At 38.3% G+C, this 21,697-nt stretch carries 24 protein-coding genes, 3 pseudogenes and 2 riboswitches; of the genes and pseudogenes, 23 read left to right on the top strand and 4 right to left on the bottom strand.

The genetic code is table 11. The annotated features are described in order from the left end of the window. Window positions 1-93 precede the first annotated feature (93 nt). From MKX47_RS12180 to gcvPB, 10 genes are all read left to right on the top strand, one after another. Window positions 94-1,083, top strand: coding sequence for a tyrosine-type recombinase/integrase (locus MKX47_RS12180; protein WP_340774489.1), 990 nt, complete (start codon window positions 94-96; stop codon window positions 1,081-1,083). A gap of 87 nt (window positions 1,084-1,170) precedes the next feature. Next, on the top strand, window positions 1,171-1,455 hold the full coding sequence (locus tag MKX47_RS12175; RefSeq protein ID WP_340774487.1) for a hypothetical protein: 285 nt from the start codon (window positions 1,171-1,173) through the stop codon (window positions 1,453-1,455). A 110-nt stretch (window positions 1,456-1,565) separates the two neighbouring features. Continuing rightward, window positions 1,566-1,817, top strand: coding sequence for a competence type IV pilus major pilin ComGC (locus MKX47_RS12170; protein WP_340774485.1), 252 nt, complete (start codon window positions 1,566-1,568; stop codon window positions 1,815-1,817). Continuing rightward, window positions 1,814-2,356, top strand: coding sequence for a competence type IV pilus minor pilin ComGD (gene comGD, locus MKX47_RS12165; protein ID WP_340774483.1), 543 nt, complete (start codon window positions 1,814-1,816; stop codon window positions 2,354-2,356). Before MKX47_RS12170 ends, comGD begins: the two co-directional genes overlap by 4 nt. Before the next feature lies 1 nt (window position 2,357). Next, entirely contained in the window at window positions 2,358-2,558 is a 201-nt protein-coding gene (locus MKX47_RS12160; RefSeq protein WP_340774481.1) for a hypothetical protein, read from the top strand. Further along, on the top strand, window positions 2,549-3,007 hold the full coding sequence (gene comGF / locus MKX47_RS12155) for a competence type IV pilus minor pilin ComGF (protein ID WP_340774477.1): 459 nt from the start codon (window positions 2,549-2,551) through the stop codon (window positions 3,005-3,007). Before MKX47_RS12160 ends, comGF begins: the two co-directional genes overlap by 10 nt. Before the next feature lie 197 nt (window positions 3,008-3,204). Then, window positions 3,205-3,717: a shikimate kinase gene (locus MKX47_RS12150; RefSeq protein WP_340774475.1), complete on the top strand. Its 513-nt coding sequence runs from the start codon at window positions 3,205-3,207 to the stop codon at window positions 3,715-3,717. A 129-nt stretch (window positions 3,718-3,846) separates the two neighbouring features. Beyond that, a riboswitch (glycine riboswitch) is annotated at window positions 3,847-3,940 on the top strand. A gap of 3 nt (window positions 3,941-3,943) precedes the next feature. Beyond that, a riboswitch (glycine riboswitch) is annotated at window positions 3,944-4,046 on the top strand. 162 nt (window positions 4,047-4,208) lie between these two features. After that, a complete protein-coding gene (gene gcvT, locus MKX47_RS12145; RefSeq protein WP_340774473.1) occupies window positions 4,209-5,309 on the top strand; it encodes a glycine cleavage system aminomethyltransferase GcvT in 1,101 nt (366 codons plus the stop codon). Window positions 5,310-5,421: 112 nt separating this feature from the next. Then, window positions 5,422-6,768 carry an aminomethyl-transferring glycine dehydrogenase subunit GcvPA gene (gene gcvPA, locus MKX47_RS12140; protein ID WP_340774471.1) on the top strand — a complete coding sequence of 449 codons (1,347 nt, stop codon included), beginning with the start codon at window positions 5,422-5,424 and terminating at the stop codon, window positions 6,766-6,768. Continuing rightward, window positions 6,761-8,245, top strand: a complete 1,485-nt coding sequence (gene gcvPB, locus MKX47_RS12135) for an aminomethyl-transferring glycine dehydrogenase subunit GcvPB (protein ID WP_340774469.1) — start codon at window positions 6,761-6,763, stop codon at window positions 8,243-8,245. The genes gcvPA and gcvPB overlap by 8 nt, the downstream gene beginning before the upstream one ends. A 332-nt stretch (window positions 8,246-8,577) precedes the next feature. Here the strand turns inward: gcvPB and MKX47_RS12130 are convergent, their stop codons facing one another. Then, window positions 8,578-8,961: a rhodanese-like domain-containing protein gene (locus tag MKX47_RS12130; protein WP_340774467.1), complete on the bottom strand. Its 384-nt coding sequence runs from the start codon at window positions 8,959-8,961 to the stop codon at window positions 8,578-8,580. A 154-nt stretch (window positions 8,962-9,115) separates the two neighbouring features. Between MKX47_RS12130 and MKX47_RS12125 the strand changes: the two genes are divergently transcribed. The 8 genes and pseudogenes from MKX47_RS12125 to MKX47_RS12090 all read left to right on the top strand — a co-directional run bounded on the left by MKX47_RS12125 (window position 9,116) and on the right by MKX47_RS12090 (window position 15,334). Then, entirely contained in the window at window positions 9,116-9,895 is a 780-nt protein-coding gene (locus MKX47_RS12125) for a lipoate--protein ligase family protein (RefSeq protein WP_340777807.1), read from the top strand. 253 nt (window positions 9,896-10,148) lie between these two features. Then, a pseudogene (locus tag MKX47_RS12120) lies at window positions 10,149-10,934 on the top strand (ribonucleotide reductase N-terminal alpha domain-containing protein); the annotation flags it as partial. A 91-nt stretch (window positions 10,935-11,025) separates the two neighbouring features. Further along, window positions 11,026-11,916, top strand: coding sequence for a hypothetical protein (locus MKX47_RS12115; protein WP_340774465.1), 891 nt, complete (start codon window positions 11,026-11,028; stop codon window positions 11,914-11,916). Between the two features lie 225 nt (window positions 11,917-12,141). Next, window positions 12,142-12,795 (top strand): annotated as a pseudogene (locus MKX47_RS12110) (vitamin B12-dependent ribonucleotide reductase); the annotation flags it as partial. Window positions 12,796-13,045: 250 nt separating this feature from the next. Next, window positions 13,046-13,600: pseudogene (locus MKX47_RS12105) on the top strand (vitamin B12-dependent ribonucleotide reductase); the annotation flags it as partial. A 216-nt stretch (window positions 13,601-13,816) separates the two neighbouring features. Beyond that, on the top strand, window positions 13,817-14,305 hold the full coding sequence (locus MKX47_RS12100) for a hypothetical protein (RefSeq protein ID WP_340774464.1): 489 nt from the start codon (window positions 13,817-13,819) through the stop codon (window positions 14,303-14,305). Between the two features lie 20 nt (window positions 14,306-14,325). After that, window positions 14,326-14,631 carry an HNH endonuclease gene (locus MKX47_RS12095; protein ID WP_340774462.1) on the top strand — a complete coding sequence of 102 codons (306 nt, stop codon included), beginning with the start codon at window positions 14,326-14,328 and terminating at the stop codon, window positions 14,629-14,631. A gap of 79 nt (window positions 14,632-14,710) precedes the next feature. Then, complete coding sequence (locus MKX47_RS12090; protein WP_340774460.1) at window positions 14,711-15,334, top strand: response regulator SirA; 624 nt, start codon at window positions 14,711-14,713, stop codon at window positions 15,332-15,334. 25 nt (window positions 15,335-15,359) lie between these two features. Here the strand turns inward: MKX47_RS12090 and MKX47_RS12085 are convergent, their stop codons facing one another. After that, a complete protein-coding gene (locus tag MKX47_RS12085) occupies window positions 15,360-15,509 on the bottom strand; it encodes a hypothetical protein (protein ID WP_340774456.1) in 150 nt (49 codons plus the stop codon). A 19-nt stretch (window positions 15,510-15,528) separates the two neighbouring features. Beyond that, window positions 15,529-16,407: a DMT family transporter gene (locus tag MKX47_RS12080; RefSeq protein ID WP_340774454.1), complete on the bottom strand. Its 879-nt coding sequence runs from the start codon at window positions 16,405-16,407 to the stop codon at window positions 15,529-15,531. A gap of 519 nt (window positions 16,408-16,926) precedes the next feature. On the opposite strand from MKX47_RS12080, the gene MKX47_RS12075 reads away from it, so the two are divergent. From MKX47_RS12075 to MKX47_RS12055, 5 genes are all read left to right on the top strand, one after another. Further along, on the top strand, window positions 16,927-17,637 hold the full coding sequence (locus MKX47_RS12075; RefSeq protein WP_340774452.1) for a response regulator transcription factor: 711 nt from the start codon (window positions 16,927-16,929) through the stop codon (window positions 17,635-17,637). 95 nt (window positions 17,638-17,732) lie between these two features. Further along, window positions 17,733-17,915, top strand: a complete 183-nt coding sequence (locus tag MKX47_RS12070) for a hypothetical protein (RefSeq protein ID WP_340774450.1) — start codon at window positions 17,733-17,735, stop codon at window positions 17,913-17,915. Window positions 17,916-18,028: 113 nt separating this feature from the next. Beyond that, window positions 18,029-18,505, top strand: a complete 477-nt coding sequence (locus MKX47_RS12065) for an RNA polymerase sigma factor (protein WP_340774448.1) — start codon at window positions 18,029-18,031, stop codon at window positions 18,503-18,505. Then, on the top strand, window positions 18,498-19,388 hold the full coding sequence (locus MKX47_RS12060) for a hypothetical protein (protein WP_340774445.1): 891 nt from the start codon (window positions 18,498-18,500) through the stop codon (window positions 19,386-19,388). Before MKX47_RS12065 ends, MKX47_RS12060 begins: the two co-directional genes overlap by 8 nt. A gap of 330 nt (window positions 19,389-19,718) precedes the next feature. Beyond that, window positions 19,719-21,068: a sodium-dependent transporter gene (locus MKX47_RS12055; RefSeq protein ID WP_340774444.1), complete on the top strand. Its 1,350-nt coding sequence runs from the start codon at window positions 19,719-19,721 to the stop codon at window positions 21,066-21,068. Between the two features lie 106 nt (window positions 21,069-21,174). Here MKX47_RS12055 and MKX47_RS12050 read toward each other — a convergent pair whose 3' ends face one another. Beyond that, a complete protein-coding gene (locus MKX47_RS12050; RefSeq protein WP_340774441.1) occupies window positions 21,175-21,630 on the bottom strand; it encodes a cAMP-binding protein in 456 nt (151 codons plus the stop codon). Between the last annotated feature and the right edge of the window lie 67 nt (window positions 21,631-21,697).

Raw genomic sequence — 21,697 nt, 5'->3', positions numbered from 1 at the left:
GAAATATTGTGAGCTGTTATTAGCTGTTGAAAAGGCTTATCATCTGAGTGAATTGCAAAGGGTATTCAAATAAATTGAATAGGAGTGAAAAACATGAGTAAATTACATTTAATAAATGAAATTGAAACAACTGTAAAAATGGTTGCAGCTGCTGAATATGACCCAATTAAATTAGCACTTTATTTAGACGACTTATTATCGAATTACAAAATCGAAGCAAAAGACAGTGAAATGATTAAAAACGATAATACAGACTACGTACACATGTTTATAAGCTCATTGCAAATTGAAAATTATTCAGCCCATACACTTAAAAATTATCGATATGAGCTGGATCGTTTTAAAAATTATTTGAATAAAAACTTGTTACAGGCAACCACGGCAGATATTAGGGCATATTTATCGGTGCATAGTCATTTGAAAACAAGTACCATAGTGACAAAAATGGACATCTTATCAAGCTTTTATGGGTGGTTAGTTAAAGAAGAGGAGCTTCTAAAAAATCCATGTTTGAAAATTAAACGCCCGAAAACCGAGAAAAAGGTACGCGAAGGGTTAACCATAATAGAGCTAGAAAAGGTCCGTGCAGCGTGTAAAAATGCACGGCAAAGAGCTTTGATAGAAGTGTTTTATAGCACAGGTTGTCGCTTGGATGAATTGCGCAAATTAGATATTAAAGATATAGATTGGCAGTCTGGAAGTGTAATCGTATTCGGGAAAGGTAGCAAAGAAAGGCGCGTTTACTTAAGCGAAAAGGCAAAGTATTATTTAAGAAAGTACTTGAAAGAACGTACTGATGATTGCCCAGCGTTAATAGTAAGTCAAAGGCATCCGATTCGAAGGCTAACCAATGAGGGAATACAATATCAAATAAAAAAGATTCGGATAGCTGCTAATATTGAAAAGCCACTGCACCCGCATATAATGCGTCACACATTTGCTCAGTTGAGTTTGGATAATGGTATGGAACTAGCTGATTTGCAAGCGCTGATGGGCCATGAAAAAGCCGACACTACAGCGCGATACGCACAAATAAGCGAAGAGCGTAAACAAACGGCATTTAAACGATTTCACGCCCAATAAAGTAGAAGACCACTTCGTTTTGAGTGGTCTTGTTTTATTTGATTTAAAACCTTATATTGTAAATTAATAATATAAGGGGTGAATGAGATGAAAAAGAAAGTACAAGAAGAACCACAAGAAGATATTCTGTCAGGGATAGTAGGATTAGTATTTTTAGCAGGAGTAATTATTTTCGAAATTGGTTTGTACGTCGAGTTTGCTAAAGATGGATCGCCGTGGTTCATGATGATTTTCGTAAGTGCCATTTATTCGATGGTCTCACTCGCGGTAGTTGGTGGTTTAAGTATTCTCGGACCTATTGGTATGATATTAGGTATTATACTAACAGTTGGTGGATTATTCGTGTTTGGTATCGGCTCTATTATATCGTAAAACAACAAAGGACTACCTATATAAATGGTAGTCCCTTTTGACACTTATTGAAATGTTTTAGAAGAAAAACTTATAAATTTACTGTTTTAATATTGATCACGATCCCAAATGTGTCCAAGCATTTTGCGTCGATTGATAAGAAGGGCTGTGACTCCTATGTGTTAATGCTTAATGGTCAAATTGAAGCCTATCGAATTAATGAAGGGAAGTATCCGACTGGCTTTCAGGAGTTATTTGATAAGGACTATATTACAGAAGAAGCACCTAAATGCCCTGATAATACAGAAATCAGCTTCGGTGACCATATTGCATTTGTTTCAGAAAAACAGGAATCGAAACCGAAGTCGCAAACAGACCAATGAAGAATCACTTAATAAACGAGAGGGGCTTCACATTAATCGAAATGCTAGTTGTTTTAGCAATTTTTACCGTTATTTGTTCCACGGTCGTGATTTTCACAACCGAAAAATTAACGAACTATACAAACGAGCAATTTATTGACCAAACGGAACTGCTAATTCGCTTAGCGCAGGTAAAGGCTATTGAGACCAAATCAAATTACGAATTTAGCGTATTTAATTGCCGTGAAATAAAGGTCAGAAACTTTTCGAATCGTCAGGAAATCCTTTATGATCAAGTATTACCAGAGGGCATTGAGATTTTTTTATCAACAACAAATTCAAAAATCATTTTTAATAATAATGGAAATATTCGTAGTAGTGGTTCCATTATGTATCATTTTAATGATTATGCATATCGCTTCACAATTAATATGGGCAAAGGGAGGCATATATTGAAAGATGTTATTGAAAAATCAGACCGGCTTAACTCTTGTGGATACGCTGCTAGCGGTAGTCATCTTGTTCTTTCTAACGGGCACAATAATCCCGCTGACCTTTAATATGGAGCAAAGGATTATCGTTCAGCAAAAGCAGGCATATGCGGCAGAGGTAGCCTTCAATGCTGCTTTAAAATACAAGCGCTATGAGGAAATTTCAGGTGAGCAGCAAATAAATGAAACATTGTATACATGGATTTATAGCGAAGGGCAAATTTGTGTAACCTATGAGCTAAATGGAGTGATAAAGGAGAGATGTATTTAATTTCTAAAATCAAAAATGAGCGTGGCTTCACGTTACTAGAAAGCTTGTTTCATTTAGCTGTGCTCCTAATATTTGCTTCGATTAGTCTATTAATTATTATTTGGCTACGTGAACTTCAAAATATTCATCATATCAAGCAAGATGTGAATTGGGAACTTTTTGTTTATGATGTGCACCAATATAATGAAAATTCATTATCGGGTGAAATGGTGTCGCCAAAAATATTAATGTTTGAGGCAGCGAATGATCCAGAGAATCGCGCATTTTTTATTGAACAGCCCCATAATCATGTACGTAAACGTTCTAATAAAGGGGGGAATGAAATTATGCTTCCTAATGTGCAAAGCTTCCAATATCAACAAGTCGGAAATGAGATTATTATGAAAGTTGTGACAGAAGATGGGAAATTACGAGAAAGGGTTATTGTTCGTCCGTTACCTCGTGAATGAACGAGGTTTTTTGTTTCTTTTAGCCGTTTTTTTGCTATTTATTGTTACAGGAGCTGCTTTATTCTATACAAATACATTTTCTAATCAAATTCAGATATATAATTCATTGGAATCTATTTACGTTCGTGCTACGATAAATATATTAAATAGTGAGTAAAATTAGATGGAGTAGTCGTAATTAGAAGAAGGTGAATGGCATGCGAAAAATATATTTAGTAGGATTTATGGGTTGCGGAAAGAGTGCCATAGGTAGACGTTTAAGTTATTACTTAAAAATGCCGTATTATGATATGGATCATGAAATCGTGCGACAGCAGGGGATGTCGATTCCTGAGCTATTTGAAAAATATGGTGAAGCACGATTCCGCGAAATTGAAACAGAGTTTTTACGAAATTTTCGTGATGAAGCATGCATTATTGCGACTGGTGGTGGCGTGGCGGTCAATGAAGTAAACCGCAAAATTATGCGTCGCTCAGGTTTAGTATTTTTTTTGGATGCAAAATTTGAAGATATTTATATGCGAATCCGTCATGATAAAAATCGTCCGATTGTTCAAAAATCTACTGAGCAAGAATTAGAGGAACTGTATAATAACAGACGGAAATACTATCGTGAGGCAGGCCATATTCAAGTTTTAACTGCGGGTCGTACATTACGCCAAGTTGTTGAGTATATCGCGTTCCAAGTAAATCGTCTGAAAGGCGAATGAAAATTAATTTTATTAAAAAAATGTTCGTCTTTTAACTTAATTTAAAAAAAGATTGCGTTTATATAGTGTTCAATGTTAGGATATTGCTGAGAGTAATCTTAATGTATAATTGAATTATAGTGAACGCGGATGATGATACGGGGAGAGAACGTGAAGTCACGTCGCCGAAGGAGCAAATAGCAAGGGCTATGAATCTCTCAGGCAAAAAGACTCGTATTGGACGCAACTCTGGAGAGCGCTGTATTAGTACAATGCAGCCACCAAAGGGGAAAGCCAATTGTGTGAACAGAATTCAACAATCGGTGTAACTTTCAGGTGCAAGGACAGAGAATCTCTTATCTAAGGGGTTCGTCTGTCTTTTTTTTGTGGTATAAAATAGCGAATGTTACGAGCCACAGGAAAAACATTATTTTGGCACCAAAAGTGTTTTTCCATGAGGTTTAAAATGAATGAACCTAGCAAAAATACATAACAATAAGGAGGACTTGAACATGACAAATGAGTTAAAAAGAACACCGCTTTTCGATGAATATGCAAAATATGGTGGTAAAACAATTGATTTTGGTGGCTGGGCATTACCTGTTCAATTTTCATCAATTAAAGAAGAACATGATGCCGTTCGAAATCGCGCAGGGCTTTTTGATGTATCGCATATGGGTGAAATTTTTGTAGAAGGACCAGATGCGCTAAACTATTTACAAAAAATGCTATCAAATGATATTTCAAAAATTGCAATTGGTGGTGCGCAATATAGTGCGCTTTGCTATGAAAACGGTGGCGTTGTCGATGATTTATTAACATACCGTTTAGCAGACAATCGCTATTTACTTTGCGTCAACGCAGCGAATACTGAAAAAGACTTCGAATGGTTGCAACAACATGTTGAAGGTGACGTTACCGTAACAAATGCATCTGATGACTATGCTCAAATTGCATTGCAAGGTCCTTTAGCTGAAGAGGTTTTACAAACGTTAACGGATACTGATTTAACAACGATTAAGTATTTCCATTTCCAAGAGAACGTTCTAGTTGGCGGCCATGCCGTGCTTGTATCTCGCTCTGGTTATACTGGGGAAGACGGCTTTGAAATTTACGGTACACCGGCAGCTATCACAGATCTGTGGAACAAAATATTAGATGCTGGTAAAGATAAGGGTGTTGTAGCAGCAGGCTTAGGTGCTCGTGATACATTACGCTTTGAATCTTGCTTACCACTTTATGGTCAAGAATTATCAAAAGATATTACACCACTTGAAGCAGGTATCGGCTTTGCAGTGAAATTAACGAAAGATCCACAATTTATCGGTCAGCAAGCATTAATCGATTTAAAGGAACAAGGGTTGCCACGTAAGTCAGTAGGGATCGAAATGATTGATAAAGGGATTCCACGTCATGACTATAAAGTCTTTAAAGACGGTGTAGAAATCGGTATCGTGACAACGGGTACACAATCACCTATGACAAAACGCAATATCGGTTTAGCTTTAATTGACGCAAAATTTGCAGAAGTCGGAAATGAAATAGAAGTTGAAATTCGTGGAAAACTTGCAAAAGCGCAAATTGTGAAAAAGCCATTTTATAAACGTTCATAAATACCATTTCGTGCTAAAATAGCGCGGAATCGTCTATTTTCTTAGGTGGATTTTAACGAAAATGTATATGCTCCAATCCACCAAATTAAACTTTTGAAAAGAGGGTTATGTAATGAAACATCGTTATTTACCAATGACAGAACTTGATCAGCAAGAAATGTTAGCAACGATTGGTGTTGCGACAATCGATGAGCTTTTCGCAGACATTCCAGAAAAAGTACGTTTTAAAGGGCAATACAATATTAAAGCAGCGAAATCGGAAGCTGCTTTAATGAAAGAGCTAGCACAATTAGCAGCCAAAAACAAAGATACAGCGACAAATGTATCATTCCTTGGTGCGGGGGTATACAACCACTACAAACCAATTATCGTAGACCATGTCATTTCACGTTCAGAATTCTATACAGCCTACACACCATACCAACCTGAAATTTCTCAAGGGGAATTACAAGCGATTTTTGAATTCCAAACAATGATTGCTGAATTAACAGGGATGGATTTAGCGAACTCTTCTATGTATGATGGCGGTACAGCTTTAGCAGAAGCAGGTATGCTAGCGGCAGGTCATACACGTCGAAAAAAATTATTAGTTTCTGGTGCCGTACACCCTGAATATAAAGACGTTGTGGCGACTTATGCCTATGGTCAATCAATCGAAATCATTACAATCCCAACAAAAGACGGTGTAACAGATATCGAAGCATTAAAGGGCTTAGTTGATGATCAAACGGCTGGTGTTATCGTTCAATATCCAAACTTCTTTGGTCAAGTGGAGAACTTACAGCCATTAGCGGATATTACGCATGATGCCAAAGGGTTATTCATCGTTTCTTCTAACCCATTAGCACTTGGGATATTAACACCTCCAGGTAAATTAGGTGCAGACATTACAGTTGGTGATGCACAAGTCTTTGGTATTGCTGAAGCATTCGGTGGTCCCCACTGTGGTTTCTTCGCCGTGACAAACAAATTAATGCGTAAAGTGCCAGGACGTTTAGTTGGTGAGACAGTTGACCAAGATGGCCGTCGTGGTTATGTATTAACATTGCAAGCACGTGAGCAGCATATCCGTCGTGACAAAGCGACTTCTAACATCTGTTCGAACCAAGCATTACTGGCATTAGCAGCTTCTGTGGCAATGACAGCACTTGGTAAACAAGGTGTACAGGAAATGGCGAAGCAAAACATCGTGAAAACACGCTATGCGAAAAATGCATTTGAAGCGGCTGGCTTTGAAGTCGTTTATCAAGGTGCACATTTTAACGAAATCGTTGTGAAAACAACTGCAAGCGTTACAGATATCAATAAAAAGTTAATTGAAAAGGGCATTATCGGTGGTTTCGATTTAGGACGCGTTTACCCAGAATTAGCAAACCATGCGTTAATCGCTGTTACAGAGATTCGTACGAAAGAAGAAATTGATGCACTAGTTGCGGAGATGGGGGCTTACAATGCTTAACGAAAACCAATCACTTATTTTTGAAATTACAAAACCAGGTCGCGTTGGCTATAATTTAGAAGCGTTAGATGTACCTGATTTCGACCTAACAGAACTATTACCAGCAGAATTAGTGCGTACGGAAGTAGCGGAATTACCAGAAGTATCTGAATTAGATATTATGCGTCACTACACAGCACTTTCACGTCGTAACCACGGTGTAGACTCAGGCTTCTACCCATTAGGTTCTTGTACGATGAAATACAATCCAAAAATTAACGAAGCGGTTGCACGTTATTCTGGCTTCGCGAACCTCCACCCATTACAAGACGAGTCAACAGCTCAAGGGGCAATGGAATTATTATATGATTTACAAACTTCATTAGAAGAAATTACAGGTATGGATGAAGTAACATTACAACCTGCAGCAGGTGCGCATGGTGAGTGGACAGCACTAATGATGATTCGTGCATTCCACGAAGCAAATGGTGAAGGCCACCGTAACAAAGTCATCGTACCGGACTCAGCTCATGGTACAAACCCAGCCTCTGCTTCTGTTGCAGGCTTTGAAACAATTACAATCAAATCTGGTGAAGACGGCTTAGTTGACTTAGATGATTTACGTCGCGTTGTTGGTGAAGATACAGCAGCACTTATGTTAACAAATCCGAATACACTTGGTTTATTTGAAGAAAACATTATCGAAATGGCTGAAATCGTACACAGTGTTGGCGGTAAAGTGTACTATGATGGCGCAAACTTAAATGCGGTAATGTCTAAGGCACGTCCTGGCGACATGGGCTTTGACTGCGTACACTTAAACTTACACAAAACATTCACTGGTCCACATGGTGGCGGTGGTCCTGGTTCTGGTCCTGTAGGGGTAAAGGCGGATTTAATTCCATTCCTACCAAAGCCAGTATTAGTGAAAAAAGAAGATGGTTCATTCCACTTTGATTACAACCGTCCACAATCAATCGGACGCGTGAAGCCTTACTATGGAAACTTTGGAATCAATGTTCGTGCTTACACATACATTCGTTCAATGGGTCCAGACGGCTTAAAAGCAGTAACAGAATATGCGGTATTAAATGCCAACTATATGATGCGTCGTTTAGAGGAGCATTTTGATTTACCATATAACCGTCATTGTAAACATGAATTCGTTTTATCTGGTCGTCGTCAAAAGAAACTTGGCGTACGTACACTGGATATCGCAAAACGTCTGTTAGACTTTGGCTACCATCCACCAACAGTTTACTTCCCATTAAATGTGGAAGAGGGGATTATGATCGAGCCAACTGAAACAGAATCAAAAGAAACATTAGATGCATTCTGTGATGCCATGATTCAAATTGCGCAGGAAACAATTGAGAACCCTGCAATCGTACAAGAAGCGCCTCATACAACTGTTGTTAACCGTTTAGATGAGACACGTGCTGCACGTACACCAGTTTTACGTTACACAAAGCCTGAAGCGGTAGCACAGGAAGTATAATTTGCTTCAGCAAAAGTCCCCTACTACTATAAGTGGGGGATGAATGCTATCAATACGATTTATATTCAGTAATGATTCAAACCTCAGCTGAATCAAATTATGCCCCGGCGGATGTCACAGATTTTTTAGAGGAGTTTTTCAAGCGCGCTTGAAAAAAATCTGGACGCAATTACGCTGAGGCGTAATTGATTTAATATAAGAGCCAGATAGTATATCTACTGGCTCTTTTTTACATTCAGAGGTAAGACTTCTAACATATTTACTATATAATAGAAGAAACTCATTTTGAAACGCGAAAAAAGCTCTCTAAATTGCTAGAGAGCTTTGTTAGGTTAGTTTTTAGATTTCACTTTACCTGTCCAAGTTTTGAAGCCGCCTTGTAATTGGTAAATTTGGCTGTAGCCTTTTTTCTTTAATGTTAAAGCTGCACGTGCACTACGGCCAGAGTTTTGGCAGTAAAGGTATACTGGTAAGTCTGGACGGATTTCTTTATGGCGCGTGTTGAATTGCGTCATCGGAATGTTACGAGCACCTAAAATATGGCCTGCCTCGAATTCTTTTGGTTCACGTAAGTCAATTAATTGTGCTTTACGGTAGCCTTCGATAAACTGTTCTTGTGTTAAATTTGTTACGGCTTTTTTTAAGCGCATCGAGTTGATCACGATATATGCAACGATCACAACGAGGATTGCGAGAATGGTGTATAAAATTGTCACAGCGTTATTGCCCCTTTCTTTCTGTACTTTCTATTATAAGAGAAGAACTAGAGATAGTCGAGCTAGTTTGTTAAAATGAACAATTGGAGGCGAGGAAATTTTGAAAAAACAATGGTATTTTATCAATTCGGGTCCGTGTCACCCAGCATATAATATGGCATTAGATGAAGCGTTGTTAGATTGGCATAGTGTGGGCGAAATTCCTCCTGTTATTCGTTTCTATGAATGGAATCCTGCCACCTTGTCCATTGGTTATTTCCAACAGGTACATAAAGATATTAATTTACAAAGCGTAAAGGAACAAAACTTGGGCTTTGTGCGTCGTCCTACAGGTGGGCGAGCTGTCTTACATGATCAGGAGTTGACCTATTCTGTCATTGTATCCGAAAGCTATCCAAATATGCCTGCAACGGTGACAGAAGCTTACCGTGTGATTAGTGAAGGTATTTTACTAGGATTCCAAAAGCTTGGCTTAGAGGCGTATTTTAGCGTGCCAGAAACGAAGGAGCAATTTGATGATTTAAAAAAACCAAAAAGCGCGGTTTGCTTTGATGCTCCTAGCTGGTACGAATTAGTCGTAGAAGGCAAAAAGGTTGCAGGCAGTGCACAAACACGTCAGAAGGGTGTTATTTTACAGCATGGAGCGATATTGCTTGATTTGAACGAGGAGCTACTGCTGTCGGTGTTTAATTTTGAATCGGCTGAAGCGAAAGAGCGAATGCGAAAAAAATTACCTCAAAAGGCTGTTGCGATGAATCAATTTGTCGATACACCCTTTACGATTGCGGATTGTGTTGATGCGTTTTCAAATGGCTTTAAAGAAGCGCTTGATATTGAGCTGGTGCCATACAAACTGAATGAAACACAACAGCAATATGTTGAACATTTAATGAAAAATAAATATGATACAGATGAGTGGAATTATAAAAAGTGAAAAACGAACATGTGTTTTAGTTTTTTGAAAAAATTTTTTGGGTCCCGAAACGTTGATATACTTACATTTACTCAAACTTTAAAAAAATCAAGCCCTTGTTTGAAAAAAAAATTTGTTGTAATCTTTTAAAAGTATATAAAAACATCTCAACATATGGGGTAGTCCTATAGAATCAAACACAAGATATTGTGTTTGATTCTCATTTTTGTTGGGAACTTTAATATTATTAAATCGTTCAAAGGGGGCTTAAGTGGTGGCAAGTGTTATAGAGCAATCCATCCCAATCAATCAACTCAATCAAGATATTGAACTATTTCCGCAAGTGCACCCGATTACATCGGATATGCACCTTACGCATAAAGGAGTTTCACGTCTTGTTATGATTGACCGTTATTCTTTTAAAGATACGGAAAAGAAAACTTTAAAAGCAGGAGATTTTGTTGTCTTAACAGTGAAACAAGATCCAAAATTCCCGGCACGTGGCCTTGGGATTATCGAGGCTATTAATCAGGACAAAAAAACAGCCACTATTCGTATTGAAGAAGATTATCGTCATGTATTAGAGGGCGATGAGCAAACGACAGGCATAATTGAACGTTCTTTAGATATTATTGAAAAGCCACTCGAAATTTATTATGAGCAAATTGCAAAGCGTAATGCAACAGGCTTAGCTTCTGTTGAAACGACAGAAGAAAAACGTCAAGAATGGTTTGAAAAATTTTATGAGCAGCTCGTAGCGATGAACTTCATTCCAGCAGGGCGCGTTATTTATGGTGCTGGCTCTGAAACAGAAGTAACATTCTTTAACTGCTATGTAATGCCATTTGTAGCGGATTCGCGTGAAGGCATTAGTGATCACCGTAAGCAAGTAATGGAAATTATGAGCCGTGGTGGTGGTGTTGGTACGAACGGTTCTACGCTTCGTCCCCGCAACACATTAGCGCGCGGTGTCAACGGTAAATCAAGTGGCTCGGTTAGCTGGTTGGATGATATTGCAAAGCTGACACATCTTGTGGAACAGGGTGGGTCGAGACGTGGTAAAATTTGTTAGTGCCTCGTCTTTAAATAAACCTCGTGAATTGCTGGGAACTCTTTAACTGGATTATGGAACACTGATTAAGAGGTGGCGTATGAAAGTTTATGATGCAAAAATTCAACAAACATGCGAAATATGTGGTTTTCAAATCAATCATAATAAGCAAGGTAGATTTACCTCACATTTAAAAAATGAACATGGTTTAACTTTAAATGAATATTTAATTCAATTCTTTTATGACCAAAAACAACTAATTTGTAGTTATGAGTTGTGTGACAAACAAGTAAGCTTACGAAGAGGTATCCCGAATTTGTTTTGCACCATAAGCTGTGGTGGCAAAGGAACTCCTTTAGTTTGTGAAGTTTGTTTGACTAAATTTGATGAAAAGAATAGAAATACGAAGACTTGCAGCAAGAAATGTGCAAAAATACTTCGTTCGAAAAACACATCAAATTGGCACAATCAAATGAATGAAGAAGATAAAATTAAGCATTTTGAAAATATCATCTCGAAAACCGCCATTACAAGAAGAAAAAATAATACACCTTCTTGGAATAGTGGGAAAACGGGTATTTATTCAGAAGAAACAATTGCAAAAATTAGAAATGCTACTCTAAAGCAATTAGGTTTAGAAGCTTATCGCAAAACAAGAATTGAAGTAAGGCTTGAGAAGTTTTTAATTGAAAAAAATATTCCTTATAAATATTCATTTATTACAAATAAAGTTCAATTTGATTTTTATTTAATGGAATCAAATATATTAATCGAATGTGATGGAGACTTTTGGCATGCAAATCCAAAGTTCTACCCAGATGAGACTAAATGGTATCACACACAAAAGCGTATTCGTGCAAAAGATTTGGTGAAAAACGAAATAGCCAAGCAACTGAGCATGACATTATTACGTTTTTGGGAAGATGACATTATGAATAATTTCGAGTTTGTTGAAAAAAGTATTATAAATGCACTATCAGCTACAACGTAACTAGAAATGGTCAGCGTGAATGCCTAAAAATGATAGTGGGACAAAGACAATCAGCAGCCAAGCTCCGTATAGGAGAAGGTTCAACGACCATCGAAAACACGCTTTTTGCGGAAGTGAGTAGAGTAGGGGTGAAGTCACTCCGAAGTGCGAGGGCGTAAAAGATACGCAAGATATGGTCTCAACTTTATGGTGACATAAAGAGTGCGGAAGTAACGACTCTGCCTAAGGAAATTGGCACAAATGATCATGCTAGCAGATTGGCATCCGGATATTGTAGAATTTATTATTTCAAAAATGCAAAATCCACGTATTTTACGTTATTTAATCGAAAATACAAGCGATGAATCCATCATTCGTCTAGCGAAAGAAAAGTTAAAATTCAAGCCTTTATCGCAGCAAGAAGAAGCGATGTATCAAGGGATTGTCAATTATAAAAACATCGAAGGCTTCGGTGGTTTTAATGAATCCATTATTCGCGATGCCGAAACAAAGCTACGTGATGGTGGTACGTATTCTGTTCATAACCCAGATTTCTTAACGGGTGCGAATATTTCAGTAACATTAACGAAAGAATTCATGAAAGCCGTTGAAAATGACGAGGAATTCCCGTTACGTTTCCCAGATGTGGCGAATTACACACCGTCACAAATGCTTGAGTATAACGAAAAGTGGCATGAAATTGGCGATGTTCGTGAGTGGGAAAAGCTAGGCTACCCAGTGCGCACCTATCGTACAATTAAGGCGAAAGAGCTGTGGAACTTAATTAATGTTTGCGCAACTTATGCAGCCGAGCCAGGAATTTTCTTCATTGATAACGCCAACGACATGACGAATGCTAAAGCATATGGTCAGCAAGTCGTGGCGACGAATCCGTGTGGTGGAGTTCGCCTCACGTTAAAAATCGCGGGATGAAGCGGGAAAGCTGAGACGCCAATCCGAACCGAAGTTAGTTAGTAAAGGAACTAACAGGGGCAACGCATAGATCGTGAACCTCATCATTTGAGAATATAATCGATCCACGAGACCGCGACATTGTAAAGACTTATGCAATGAAAATGTATGCTGAACTTGCACGAAAAACAAGTGTAAGAACTAGAGGATAAAAAGCCTTTAGGATAACAAAAAATTGGAACAACCCCTAGCACCATATTCTGTTTGTAATTTGGCTGCGGTAAACTTAGCGAAGTTTGCAAACAAGGAAACAAAAACAGTGGATTACGATGCATTACGTGAAACGGTGAAAGTCGGCGTACGTATGCAGGATAATGTAATCGATGCAACGCCATATTTCTTAGAAGATAACAAAAAGCAAGCACTTGGCGAACGCCGTGTAGGTCTTGGCGTTATGGGTCTTGCCGATTTACTTATTTACTGTGAAAAAGAATACGGTTCAGATGAAGGGAATGCACTTGTTGATGAAATCTTTAAAACAATTGCCATTGCCGCTTATGAACAATCGATTGAATTAGCTACAGAGCGCGGCAGTTTCCCATTCTTACAAGGTGAAACAGAAGCAGAAACAGCGCGTTTACGTGATGCCTTTATTCATACGGGCTTCATGAAAAAAATGCCACAGCATATTCGCGAAGGCGTCATTGCAAGTGGTATTCGCAATTCACACTTATTAACCGTTGCACCTACGGGTAAACAAGTTGCCCCCTATATTTGTAAAAATGTAGAGTAAACTTGGCTATATGCGGGAAACCCTGGCGTATCTTTTACTACCTAGCCTTGCCAGCTAATTAAGGTAAAAATGTAAAAGTGTTGGTTTAAAAACCTACCAGACAATCCGCAGGGAAGTCGTGGCTGACCCCTCAACGACTACATGCCGAGCAACCATTTTATTTGAGGAACATTTGTTCTTGTTTTATAATGATTAAAACAGACAGAGGTGATTCAAATGAAAAAGAATTGTCTTCAATGTGGAAAAGAAATTCATGTTAAGCCAAGTCAGTATGATCGGAAAAAGTATTGTTCAAGGTCGTGTAAAACAGACTATCAGCAGAAAAATCCACCCCAATTTTGGAAGGATATGAATAAAAAAGTAACAGTGAAATGTTCATATTGTAAGCAGCCAATATCGAGAAAGCCATCTACAGTGAACAAAACAAATTTTTGTAATGTAGAGTGCAAAAAATTATACCAATTAAGTAATGGGCATCTAATCAATCAGCATTTAAGAAAAGATGTCAAAGTAATTTGTCAGCAATGTAGTCAAGAATTTACGGTTCCTAAAAATAGAGAAAACAGTGCAAGATATTGTTCGAAAGGTTGCTTGGGAAAAGCAAACGGTGAACGTGGAAAAATACAATATAAAAAACAAATTAAATTAAATTGTATTCACTGCTCTAAGGAATTTGAAAAAAACCATCTACTCTCAGAAAATTAAACTTTTGTTCACAAGCATGCATGGCGATTTATTATGCTGAAAACCAATTGTTTACAGGTGAAAAAAGTGGAACCTGGAATGGTGGTAGTATTGACTATTATGGACCTAATTGGCGTAATCAAAGAAAAAAGGCAAGAAAAAGGGATCACTATACTTGCCAGGATTGTGGAATCGCTGAGAAAGAATATGGACAACAACTTTCTGTACATCATATAACTCCTTTTAGAGAATTTAAAGGAGACTGGAGAAAGGCAAATGAACTTTCAAATTTAATTACATTGTGTGAATATCCATGTCACAGAAAAAGACATTCTAATAATGGTTGATGATATAGTCTGACCCATATGGCGACATATGGAACGGGTACTAATAATCCCGTCCTCTATTCAATAGAGAGTAACAAATGTGAGCACAGGTACAATGGTCGGAGTTGCAACAGGACTTGAGCCTTACTTCAGCTTTACTTATTACCGTTCAGGTCGTTTAGGGAAGTTTATTGAAGTAAAAGCGGAAATCGTGAAGGAATATTTAGATGCGAATCCAGAAGCGGATGAAAATAATTTACCAAGCTGGTTCAAATCATCTATGGAGCTTTCAGCAGAGGCACATGCCGATGTACAATGCATCATCCAAAACTGGATTGATTCATCGATTTCGAAAACAGTGAATGCACCAAAAGGCTACGGTGTCGAACAAGTACAGCAAGTGTATGAGCGTCTATACAAAGGCGGCGCAAAAGGCGGTACGGTATACGTAGACGGCTCTCGTGATTCACAAGTATTAACACTAAAAGCTGAAGAAGCAAATAATGATGAACAATTAGAATTTGAAGAATTAAAGCAAGCTGAAGAACAGGTGAAGCGTCAAGTCGTATTAGTGGATACAATTAAACCATTAACAGACACAGACGTAACAATCGGTTCAGAGGTCGGCAACACATGCCCAGTATGTCGTCAAGGGACGGTAGAAGAAATGGGCGGCTGTAACACATGTACAAACTGTGGCGCACAGCTAAAATGTGGCTTGTAATCAAATAGACGAAAAAACGCGTGGATCATATGTCCGCGCGTTTTTTGTTCTCTTCATCTTTGGAAAGTAGCGAAATAATTTGTTCGTTTTGCTTGGAGATGTCCTTCACTGCATGCTCAATGGAAATGGCAGTAATCGTTAAAATTGCAAGTAAGAAAAATGATAAAATCCCCAATTGATACACCCCCCATCAACTAAAGTTCATCCTCTTTCATTACTAAAAAGACCCCGATAAAAATGAGGATGGTGCCGATCCAAAATGACCAGCCAAGTGTTTCGCCAAGTAGCAGCCAGCCTAAAAATGTCCCGACAATTGGCTGTAAAAAGAAAAACAGCCCACCACTTGCCGCATTCATCAGCTGCAACCCTTTATTCCAGAGTAAAAAGCCACACGCCGTTGAAATGACACCTAAATAGAGGATACCGCCCCCAATCGAAGGGTGCAGCATTGCTTGAAAGTCTACTTGGGCGAGTCTTGGAAGAACAATGGGCGTTAATAAAAGAACCGCAATACTTGAAGTGTACGTTGTCACGACAATTTGTGAATACTGTGTCGGAATTTTTTTCACCAGTACGGACATCAATGCCCAAGTAAGCGCAGCAATCAGTAAATAGAAACCGCCCAATTGCAAAGCGTGATCCATGCCACTGCTTCCTACAATGATTCCAACGCCAATTGTGGCAAGTGCAATTGAAAAGCACTTTTTCCATGTTAACGATTCTTTTAAAATAAAGCGTGCGAATAATACCATAAAGGCAGGGGTTGTCGAAGTGATAATGGCCCCCATTTGAGCGCTGGAAAGCATCGTCCCTATTTCTTGTGTGACAATGGAAATCGTATTCCCGATGAATGCGACAAGAAATACAATCCACCAATCCTTTTTCGCAATTGCCCATACTTGTTTTGTTAAAATCCCAATAATCGCTAATGTAATCGCGGCAATGAAATAACGTATCCAAACTAATTCGAATGGTGGTACAACCTCTACTACTACTTTCACAACAACGTACATGCCACCCCAAATACTAGCAGCAATTGATAAAAATAAAGCACCTAATAGTTTCTGATTCATCTTGATTCCTCCGTTTTTTGAAAAGTAGAGCCTAACGGAAGAAAGTTTCTTCAACCGTTAAGGAAGAAGAATCGCTGGTACGTCTTGTTCAAATAATGGTGCATAAAACATAAAGCTCACGTCCTTAACTTAAGATTTAGAATTAAGTATAACGTAATGGAAATAAAAAACAATAACGGAAACGACGCCAATGGATAGAAATTAAGACTTTGTAAAAGTAATGTAAATATCTTTTTCTAGGAAGCTAAAACGATGATGAAGTGTTTGGAATAGGAACCTATCATTATTTTGAAATAGGGCAAGATTTGAGCGTGGATTTGCATGATAGGTACAAAAAAATCTAATATTCTCTATGTGATTAAACATTCTGAAAATAATCGATTTAGTTGTATCAAAATTCTAATCCGCCTTCACAATTTACAGAAAGTTTACACATTTCGTACAGAATATTAAAAAAGGACAGGTATTGTTAAGGGAGATAGAAAATTTGACTTAAACTAGAGAAGCGAGGAATCCCTAATGGCGAGAAAAATATTAGTTGTAGAAGAGGATAAAAATTTAGGGAGCTTATTGCAGCTATATTTAATCAAAGATGGTTATGAGGTGCGTATCGAGAGAGCTGGTAAACTTGGATTAGAGGCGCTTGTACAATATGGACCTGATGCAATCATAGTCGATTGGACATTACCTGATCTAGAGGGAATCGAGATCTGTCGACAAATTCGTTATCAATCTGATATCCCAATTATGATGATTAGTTCGAGAACAGATGAATTAGATGCGGTGCTCGCTCTTGAGATGGGGGCCACTGAATATATTCGTAAGCCAATTGGATTTCGCGAGCTCTTGACACGTTTAAGAATCCATTTAAAACGCTATGAAAAAGCACAACAGCAACAGGAACGTGTATCAGAGCTAGTGATTGGTCCGTTTAAAGTGGATTTAGTCATGCTCAAGGTGTATAAGGGAGAAGTAGAGATTCCATTAACAAAGCGTGAGTTTAAGCTGTTGCTGCACTTATTAGAACAACCGGGGGATATCAAGTCTCGTGAAGAAATTATAGAAATGCTTGATTTTACGAAAGGCGATAAGCGTACAGTCGATGTACATATTCGAAGACTGCGAGAGAAAATTGAAGAACAGCCAAGCTCACCAAAGTGGATAAAAACTAAAAGTGGCATCGGCTATTATTTTAATGAAAAAGCACAGGAAGTCTCTTACAATTCGTAGGGGGCTTTTCTGTGTAAATGCGCGGAATTCCTTTTACAAAACGAGGTATTTTGCATTATACTTAGTGAACATGTAATTAAAAGGAGGTTTGCCAAATGTCTGAGCAAACAGAAAAGAAAAAGTTAAGCTTACAAGAGCTTGTAAAGCAGCAATTAGAAGCCAAGAAAAACAATGCGGGTGGCGGTAAAAACAATCTAAAAGGTGATACGTCAACGAAAAAAATGAAGAGCCAACAAACAAAGAAAACAAGTAATACGCGCCGTAAAATGGGTGTGTAACCAATTGCCCGAGCATGAAATCCATGTTCGGGTTTTTATTTTACATAATTTCACAAATAAAGTGATTCCAAACTTACACTCATTCGTCTATACAGCTGAGAGGGGGAGATACTTTGCGACGAGACGTCTTTGATACGCACTATGATGCGATTTTTAAATACATACTTTACTTAACAAATGACCGTCATTTAGCACATGATTTACTGCAAGAAACCTTTTACCGCTATTATCAAAAAAATTATGATACAAATGAGCGTCTATACTTATTAAAAATTGCGCGTAATTTAGTGTACGATCATTATCGCAGGAAAAAATTAATCAGTTTTTTTACGTTGAAAAAGGAGCCAATAGCTACCGCAAAGCTACCAGAAGAAGTCACGATTCAAAATGCAGATAATGAAGCGCTCTATCATGCTTTGCAGCAAATTAAAACCAATTACCGTGAAGTGGTGATTTTACGCTATATCGAGCAATATTCGGTGAAAGAAACGGCGGAGATTTTAAATACAACGGAAGTCAAAGTAAAAAATGATACCGCGCGTGGCTTAAGGGCGTTACGCGAGTTATTGGGAGGGGTACGCGATGTTTGATGAAAAGCAGCTAGAGAATTTGCAGTCTATAAAAGTTAGTGATGATAAAAAACAGGCTGATTTTGAACAAATGGAACAACGCCTTAATAAAAAGCCATTTCATTGGCAAGTACCAGCTGTTGCTTTTTCAATGGTGCTGCTTTTGCTATTTTTAGTTGCAACGATGCCTGTTTATGATAAAACTGTCCATCTTTCTTCAGATGCGTATTTGACCTCTATTTTAGAGCGAGATGGTAAAGGCGACCCGAAATCGATCTATTATTTAGGTGTTAGTCGCACTACGGATAAAGAGGATTTACAGGTTATGCAAACGATACTTGATACCTTGCAACCCATTGATAAACCATCCGTAAAGCCAAAAGTATTTAAATCGTATCGTTTTACCTATAGCGATGGTTCCGACTTTGTATTATATGAATATCTAGCGGGAAATAAAGTTTATTATGAAGATGCTGCTACTGGGAACTATTATCAAGTTCAAGAAGGTTCTGACATCATACCGATTAAGCAAACACGTTCGGAACCATGGCAATATGCGTTGTTCGGGCTGCTTTTCTTCCTATTATTTGGAGGCAATCTATATATTGATAAGAAAATGCGAGTCGATGGCGATAAGAAACGAAAGCTACCGATGCATTCACATTACACACAAAGTATTGTAACAATTGGTTTTGCTTTTGTACTATTTCTACTTTTTGCTGGCGGTATGAATGGTAATGCACCTATTCATATTGGAGGAATTTATGTAGTGAGCTTTGTGATGATGGCTGTGAATATTTTCATTGAGCAACAAAATGATAACAACGGCTGGCGAAAGCTACGTTTTGTAAATGTTTCATTGATGCTTCCAACTTATTTATATTTGCTAGTTCAACTGCAATGAACTGACAGATTTTCAGGGAGAAAAAGCTGTTATGTGATGAATCACCTTAGTTAAAAAGGTATGTATAAATTGTTTTTTAAAATTCCGGATTTAGTCAAATTGGTTTCACTCCCTATCATAATTTTACATTGATTAATTATCATTTTTCGGTACTATAGAATGATGGCGACCTTATTGCAAGTGCCTGGTAAAACAGCGTGGGAGTGCGATTGAATTTAGTGATTGGCTTTCTGGCTGAATAATGCAATAGCGGGTCAACATAGTAGAAGAAAGCAAATCGCTTAATGCGAAATGCTTGAGAGATTAGTCAGTTTGAGTGGAGTGAGTTTGATGGAGAAGAGTAAAGGACAGTGGTCAAGTAAGTTAGGGTTTGTATTAGCGTCTGCCGGTGCAGCGATTGGGCTTGGGGCGATTTGGAAAATGCCTTATGTAGCCGGTCAAAGCGGTGGCGGGGCATTCTTTTTAATTTTTGTCGTATTAACATTAGTAATTGGTTTACCAATGCTCTTATCAGAGTATATTATCGGACGTGCCGCGCAAAAGGAAGCGGTAACGGCTTATAAAATACTAGCCCCCAATACGAAAGCATGGGCTTGGATTGGTAAGCTCGGCATCATCGGTTGCTTTTTACTGCTTTCGTTTTACAGTGTCGTAGGTGGCTGGATTATTGTGTATAGTGGCGTATCGGTTGTCGGTAATGTCATTGATCCAGCTGTAGATCCCGGGGTATTTTTCGGGCAAGTGACGGGTACACCGAAGATTGCATTAATGGGACTGGCGTTATTTACGCTTGCCAATGTGATTGTCATTGCGTTAGGTGTTCAAAATGGAATCGAAAAAGCGAATAAATTTATGATGCCGCTATTATTCATTATGTTCTTTATTTTAGTAGTGCGCGCGGTTACGTTAGATGGGGCGATGGAAGGGATTAAGTTCTTCCTATATCCTGATTTTTCGAACATTACAGGGGAATCGATTTTGTATGCGTTAGGGCAATCGTTCTTCGCATTAGCAGTCGGGTTTTCATGTCTTGTTACATATAGCTCGTACTTGAAGAAGGATGTTAGCTTGCCGAATTCAGCAGGCTCTGTCGTTGGCTTAAGTATTTTTGTGTCGTTTTTAGCAGGCTTAGCCATTTTCCCGGTCGTGTTTGCCTTTGATATGGAAGTGACAAGTGGGCCACCATTACTCTTTATGGTGCTGCCGGCTGCGTTTTCACAAATGCCATTTGGTGAACTATTTTTAGCGATGTTCCTTGTTTTATTTTTATTTGCCACGTTAACCTCTTCATTTAGCTTGTACGAGATTATCGTAGCGGCAGTTGTTGAAAAGTGGAACATTTCGCGTGCCAAAATTACAGTGGTCATCGGGCTGCTTGTATTTATCGCGGCAATTCCTTCTACGTTGACGTATAGTACGTTAGGGGATGTATCGATTTTTGGGCGTAATATTTTTGACTTTACAGACTTTGTAGTGTCGAATGTGATTTTGCCTATTGGCAACTTACTCATTGCGATTTTCATTATTCATATTATGGATAAGCAAGTCGTAAAGAAGGAGCTATTACAAGGCAGTAAAATGGGTGAGGGCTTCTATAAGGTTTATCGTTTCTTAATGACATTTATTGTACCAACAGTAATTGTCATTGTGCTAGTTTATTTAGTTTTGCAATACAAATAAGCAATTAGCTGGAAAAAAATCACTTGTTATTCAGGCACACAATTATTTTTCACCAGCGAAAAGCATCACAATTAGGTTTTATGCCTAGCTGTGATGCTTTTTATCGTTATTTTACTTCAATGGCAATCGAATCTGTGCGGTCTCCATTACTAAAGCGTGCTATGCTTGAAATGATGTATGTTCCCTTTTCGCTTGGGGCGGTAAAGCGAGCGCTTGTAGAAATTTCTTCATAGTTAAAATCTTCTATCCATTGTTGTACCGAAATACTCGTTGGTTTTTGGCTATATTGAAATTCGATTGTTTCGTTTGGTGCAACAGTTACGTATGGAAGTTGCTTACTTTCAATCATTTCGTGTGGCGCTGCTGTATCTACACATTTTCCTTCACCAGCCGAATGCCAACAATAGCTCCCCGCAACGGACGGAATGACCTCAGTTTGCGTTACGACCTGTACAGTGGGTATTTCCACTACTTCTTGGCTCATAATGACGTAACGGCCAGCAATGATTAAAATGATGAGCCCGATTACGACAAATAAACGATTGCTATTTTTTAAAATCATGATGTCACCTCTAATATGTTCTCATACCATCATAACAAAAAACGATGCAATTAAATATAATGGAAAA

This window comes from Solibacillus sp. FSL R7-0668 (genome assembly GCF_038006205.1).
In the GTDB taxonomy this organism is placed as follows: domain Bacteria; phylum Bacillota; class Bacilli; order Bacillales_A; family Planococcaceae; genus Solibacillus.
The sequence above is the reverse complement of the archived record's forward strand: the minus strand, read 5'-3'. Positions and strand labels throughout refer to the sequence as shown.

Bases quoted from the DNA above. Each gene is read 5' to 3' on its own strand.
- gcvT (WP_340774473.1), top strand. From the start codon at position 4,209: ATGACAAATGAGTTAAAAAGAACACCGCTTTTCGATGAATATGCAAAA.
- MKX47_RS12050 (WP_340774441.1), bottom strand. From the start codon at position 21,630: ATGATTTTAAAAAATAGCAATCGTTTATTTGTCGTAATCGGGCTCATC.
- MKX47_RS12180 (WP_340774489.1), top strand. From the start codon at position 94: ATGAGTAAATTACATTTAATAAATGAAATTGAAACAACTGTAAAAATG.
- comGD (WP_340774483.1), top strand. From the start codon at position 1,814: ATGAAGAATCACTTAATAAACGAGAGGGGCTTCACATTAATCGAAATG.
- gcvPA (WP_340774471.1), top strand. From the start codon at position 5,422: ATGAAACATCGTTATTTACCAATGACAGAACTTGATCAGCAAGAAATG.
- MKX47_RS12175 (WP_340774487.1), top strand. From the start codon at position 1,171: ATGAAAAAGAAAGTACAAGAAGAACCACAAGAAGATATTCTGTCAGGG.
- gcvPB (WP_340774469.1), top strand. From the start codon at position 6,761: ATGCTTAACGAAAACCAATCACTTATTTTTGAAATTACAAAACCAGGT.
- MKX47_RS12125 (WP_340777807.1), top strand. From the start codon at position 9,116: ATGGCATTAGATGAAGCGTTGTTAGATTGGCATAGTGTGGGCGAAATT.
- MKX47_RS12160 (WP_340774481.1), top strand. From the start codon at position 2,358: ATGGAGCAAAGGATTATCGTTCAGCAAAAGCAGGCATATGCGGCAGAG.
- MKX47_RS12055 (WP_340774444.1), top strand. From the start codon at position 19,719: ATGGAGAAGAGTAAAGGACAGTGGTCAAGTAAGTTAGGGTTTGTATTA.
- MKX47_RS12095 (WP_340774462.1), top strand. From the start codon at position 14,326: ATGGCGATTTATTATGCTGAAAACCAATTGTTTACAGGTGAAAAAAGT.
- MKX47_RS12115 (WP_340774465.1), top strand. From the start codon at position 11,026: ATGAAAGTTTATGATGCAAAAATTCAACAAACATGCGAAATATGTGGT.
- comGF (WP_340774477.1), top strand. From the start codon at position 2,549: ATGTATTTAATTTCTAAAATCAAAAATGAGCGTGGCTTCACGTTACTA.
- MKX47_RS12060 (WP_340774445.1), top strand. From the start codon at position 18,498: ATGTTTGATGAAAAGCAGCTAGAGAATTTGCAGTCTATAAAAGTTAGT.
- MKX47_RS12080 (WP_340774454.1), bottom strand. From the start codon at position 16,407: ATGAATCAGAAACTATTAGGTGCTTTATTTTTATCAATTGCTGCTAGT.
- MKX47_RS12150 (WP_340774475.1), top strand. From the start codon at position 3,205: ATGCGAAAAATATATTTAGTAGGATTTATGGGTTGCGGAAAGAGTGCC.
- MKX47_RS12075 (WP_340774452.1), top strand. From the start codon at position 16,927: ATGGCGAGAAAAATATTAGTTGTAGAAGAGGATAAAAATTTAGGGAGC.
- MKX47_RS12070 (WP_340774450.1), top strand. From the start codon at position 17,733: ATGTCTGAGCAAACAGAAAAGAAAAAGTTAAGCTTACAAGAGCTTGTA.
- MKX47_RS12100 (WP_340774464.1), top strand. From the start codon at position 13,817: ATGAAAAAGAATTGTCTTCAATGTGGAAAAGAAATTCATGTTAAGCCA.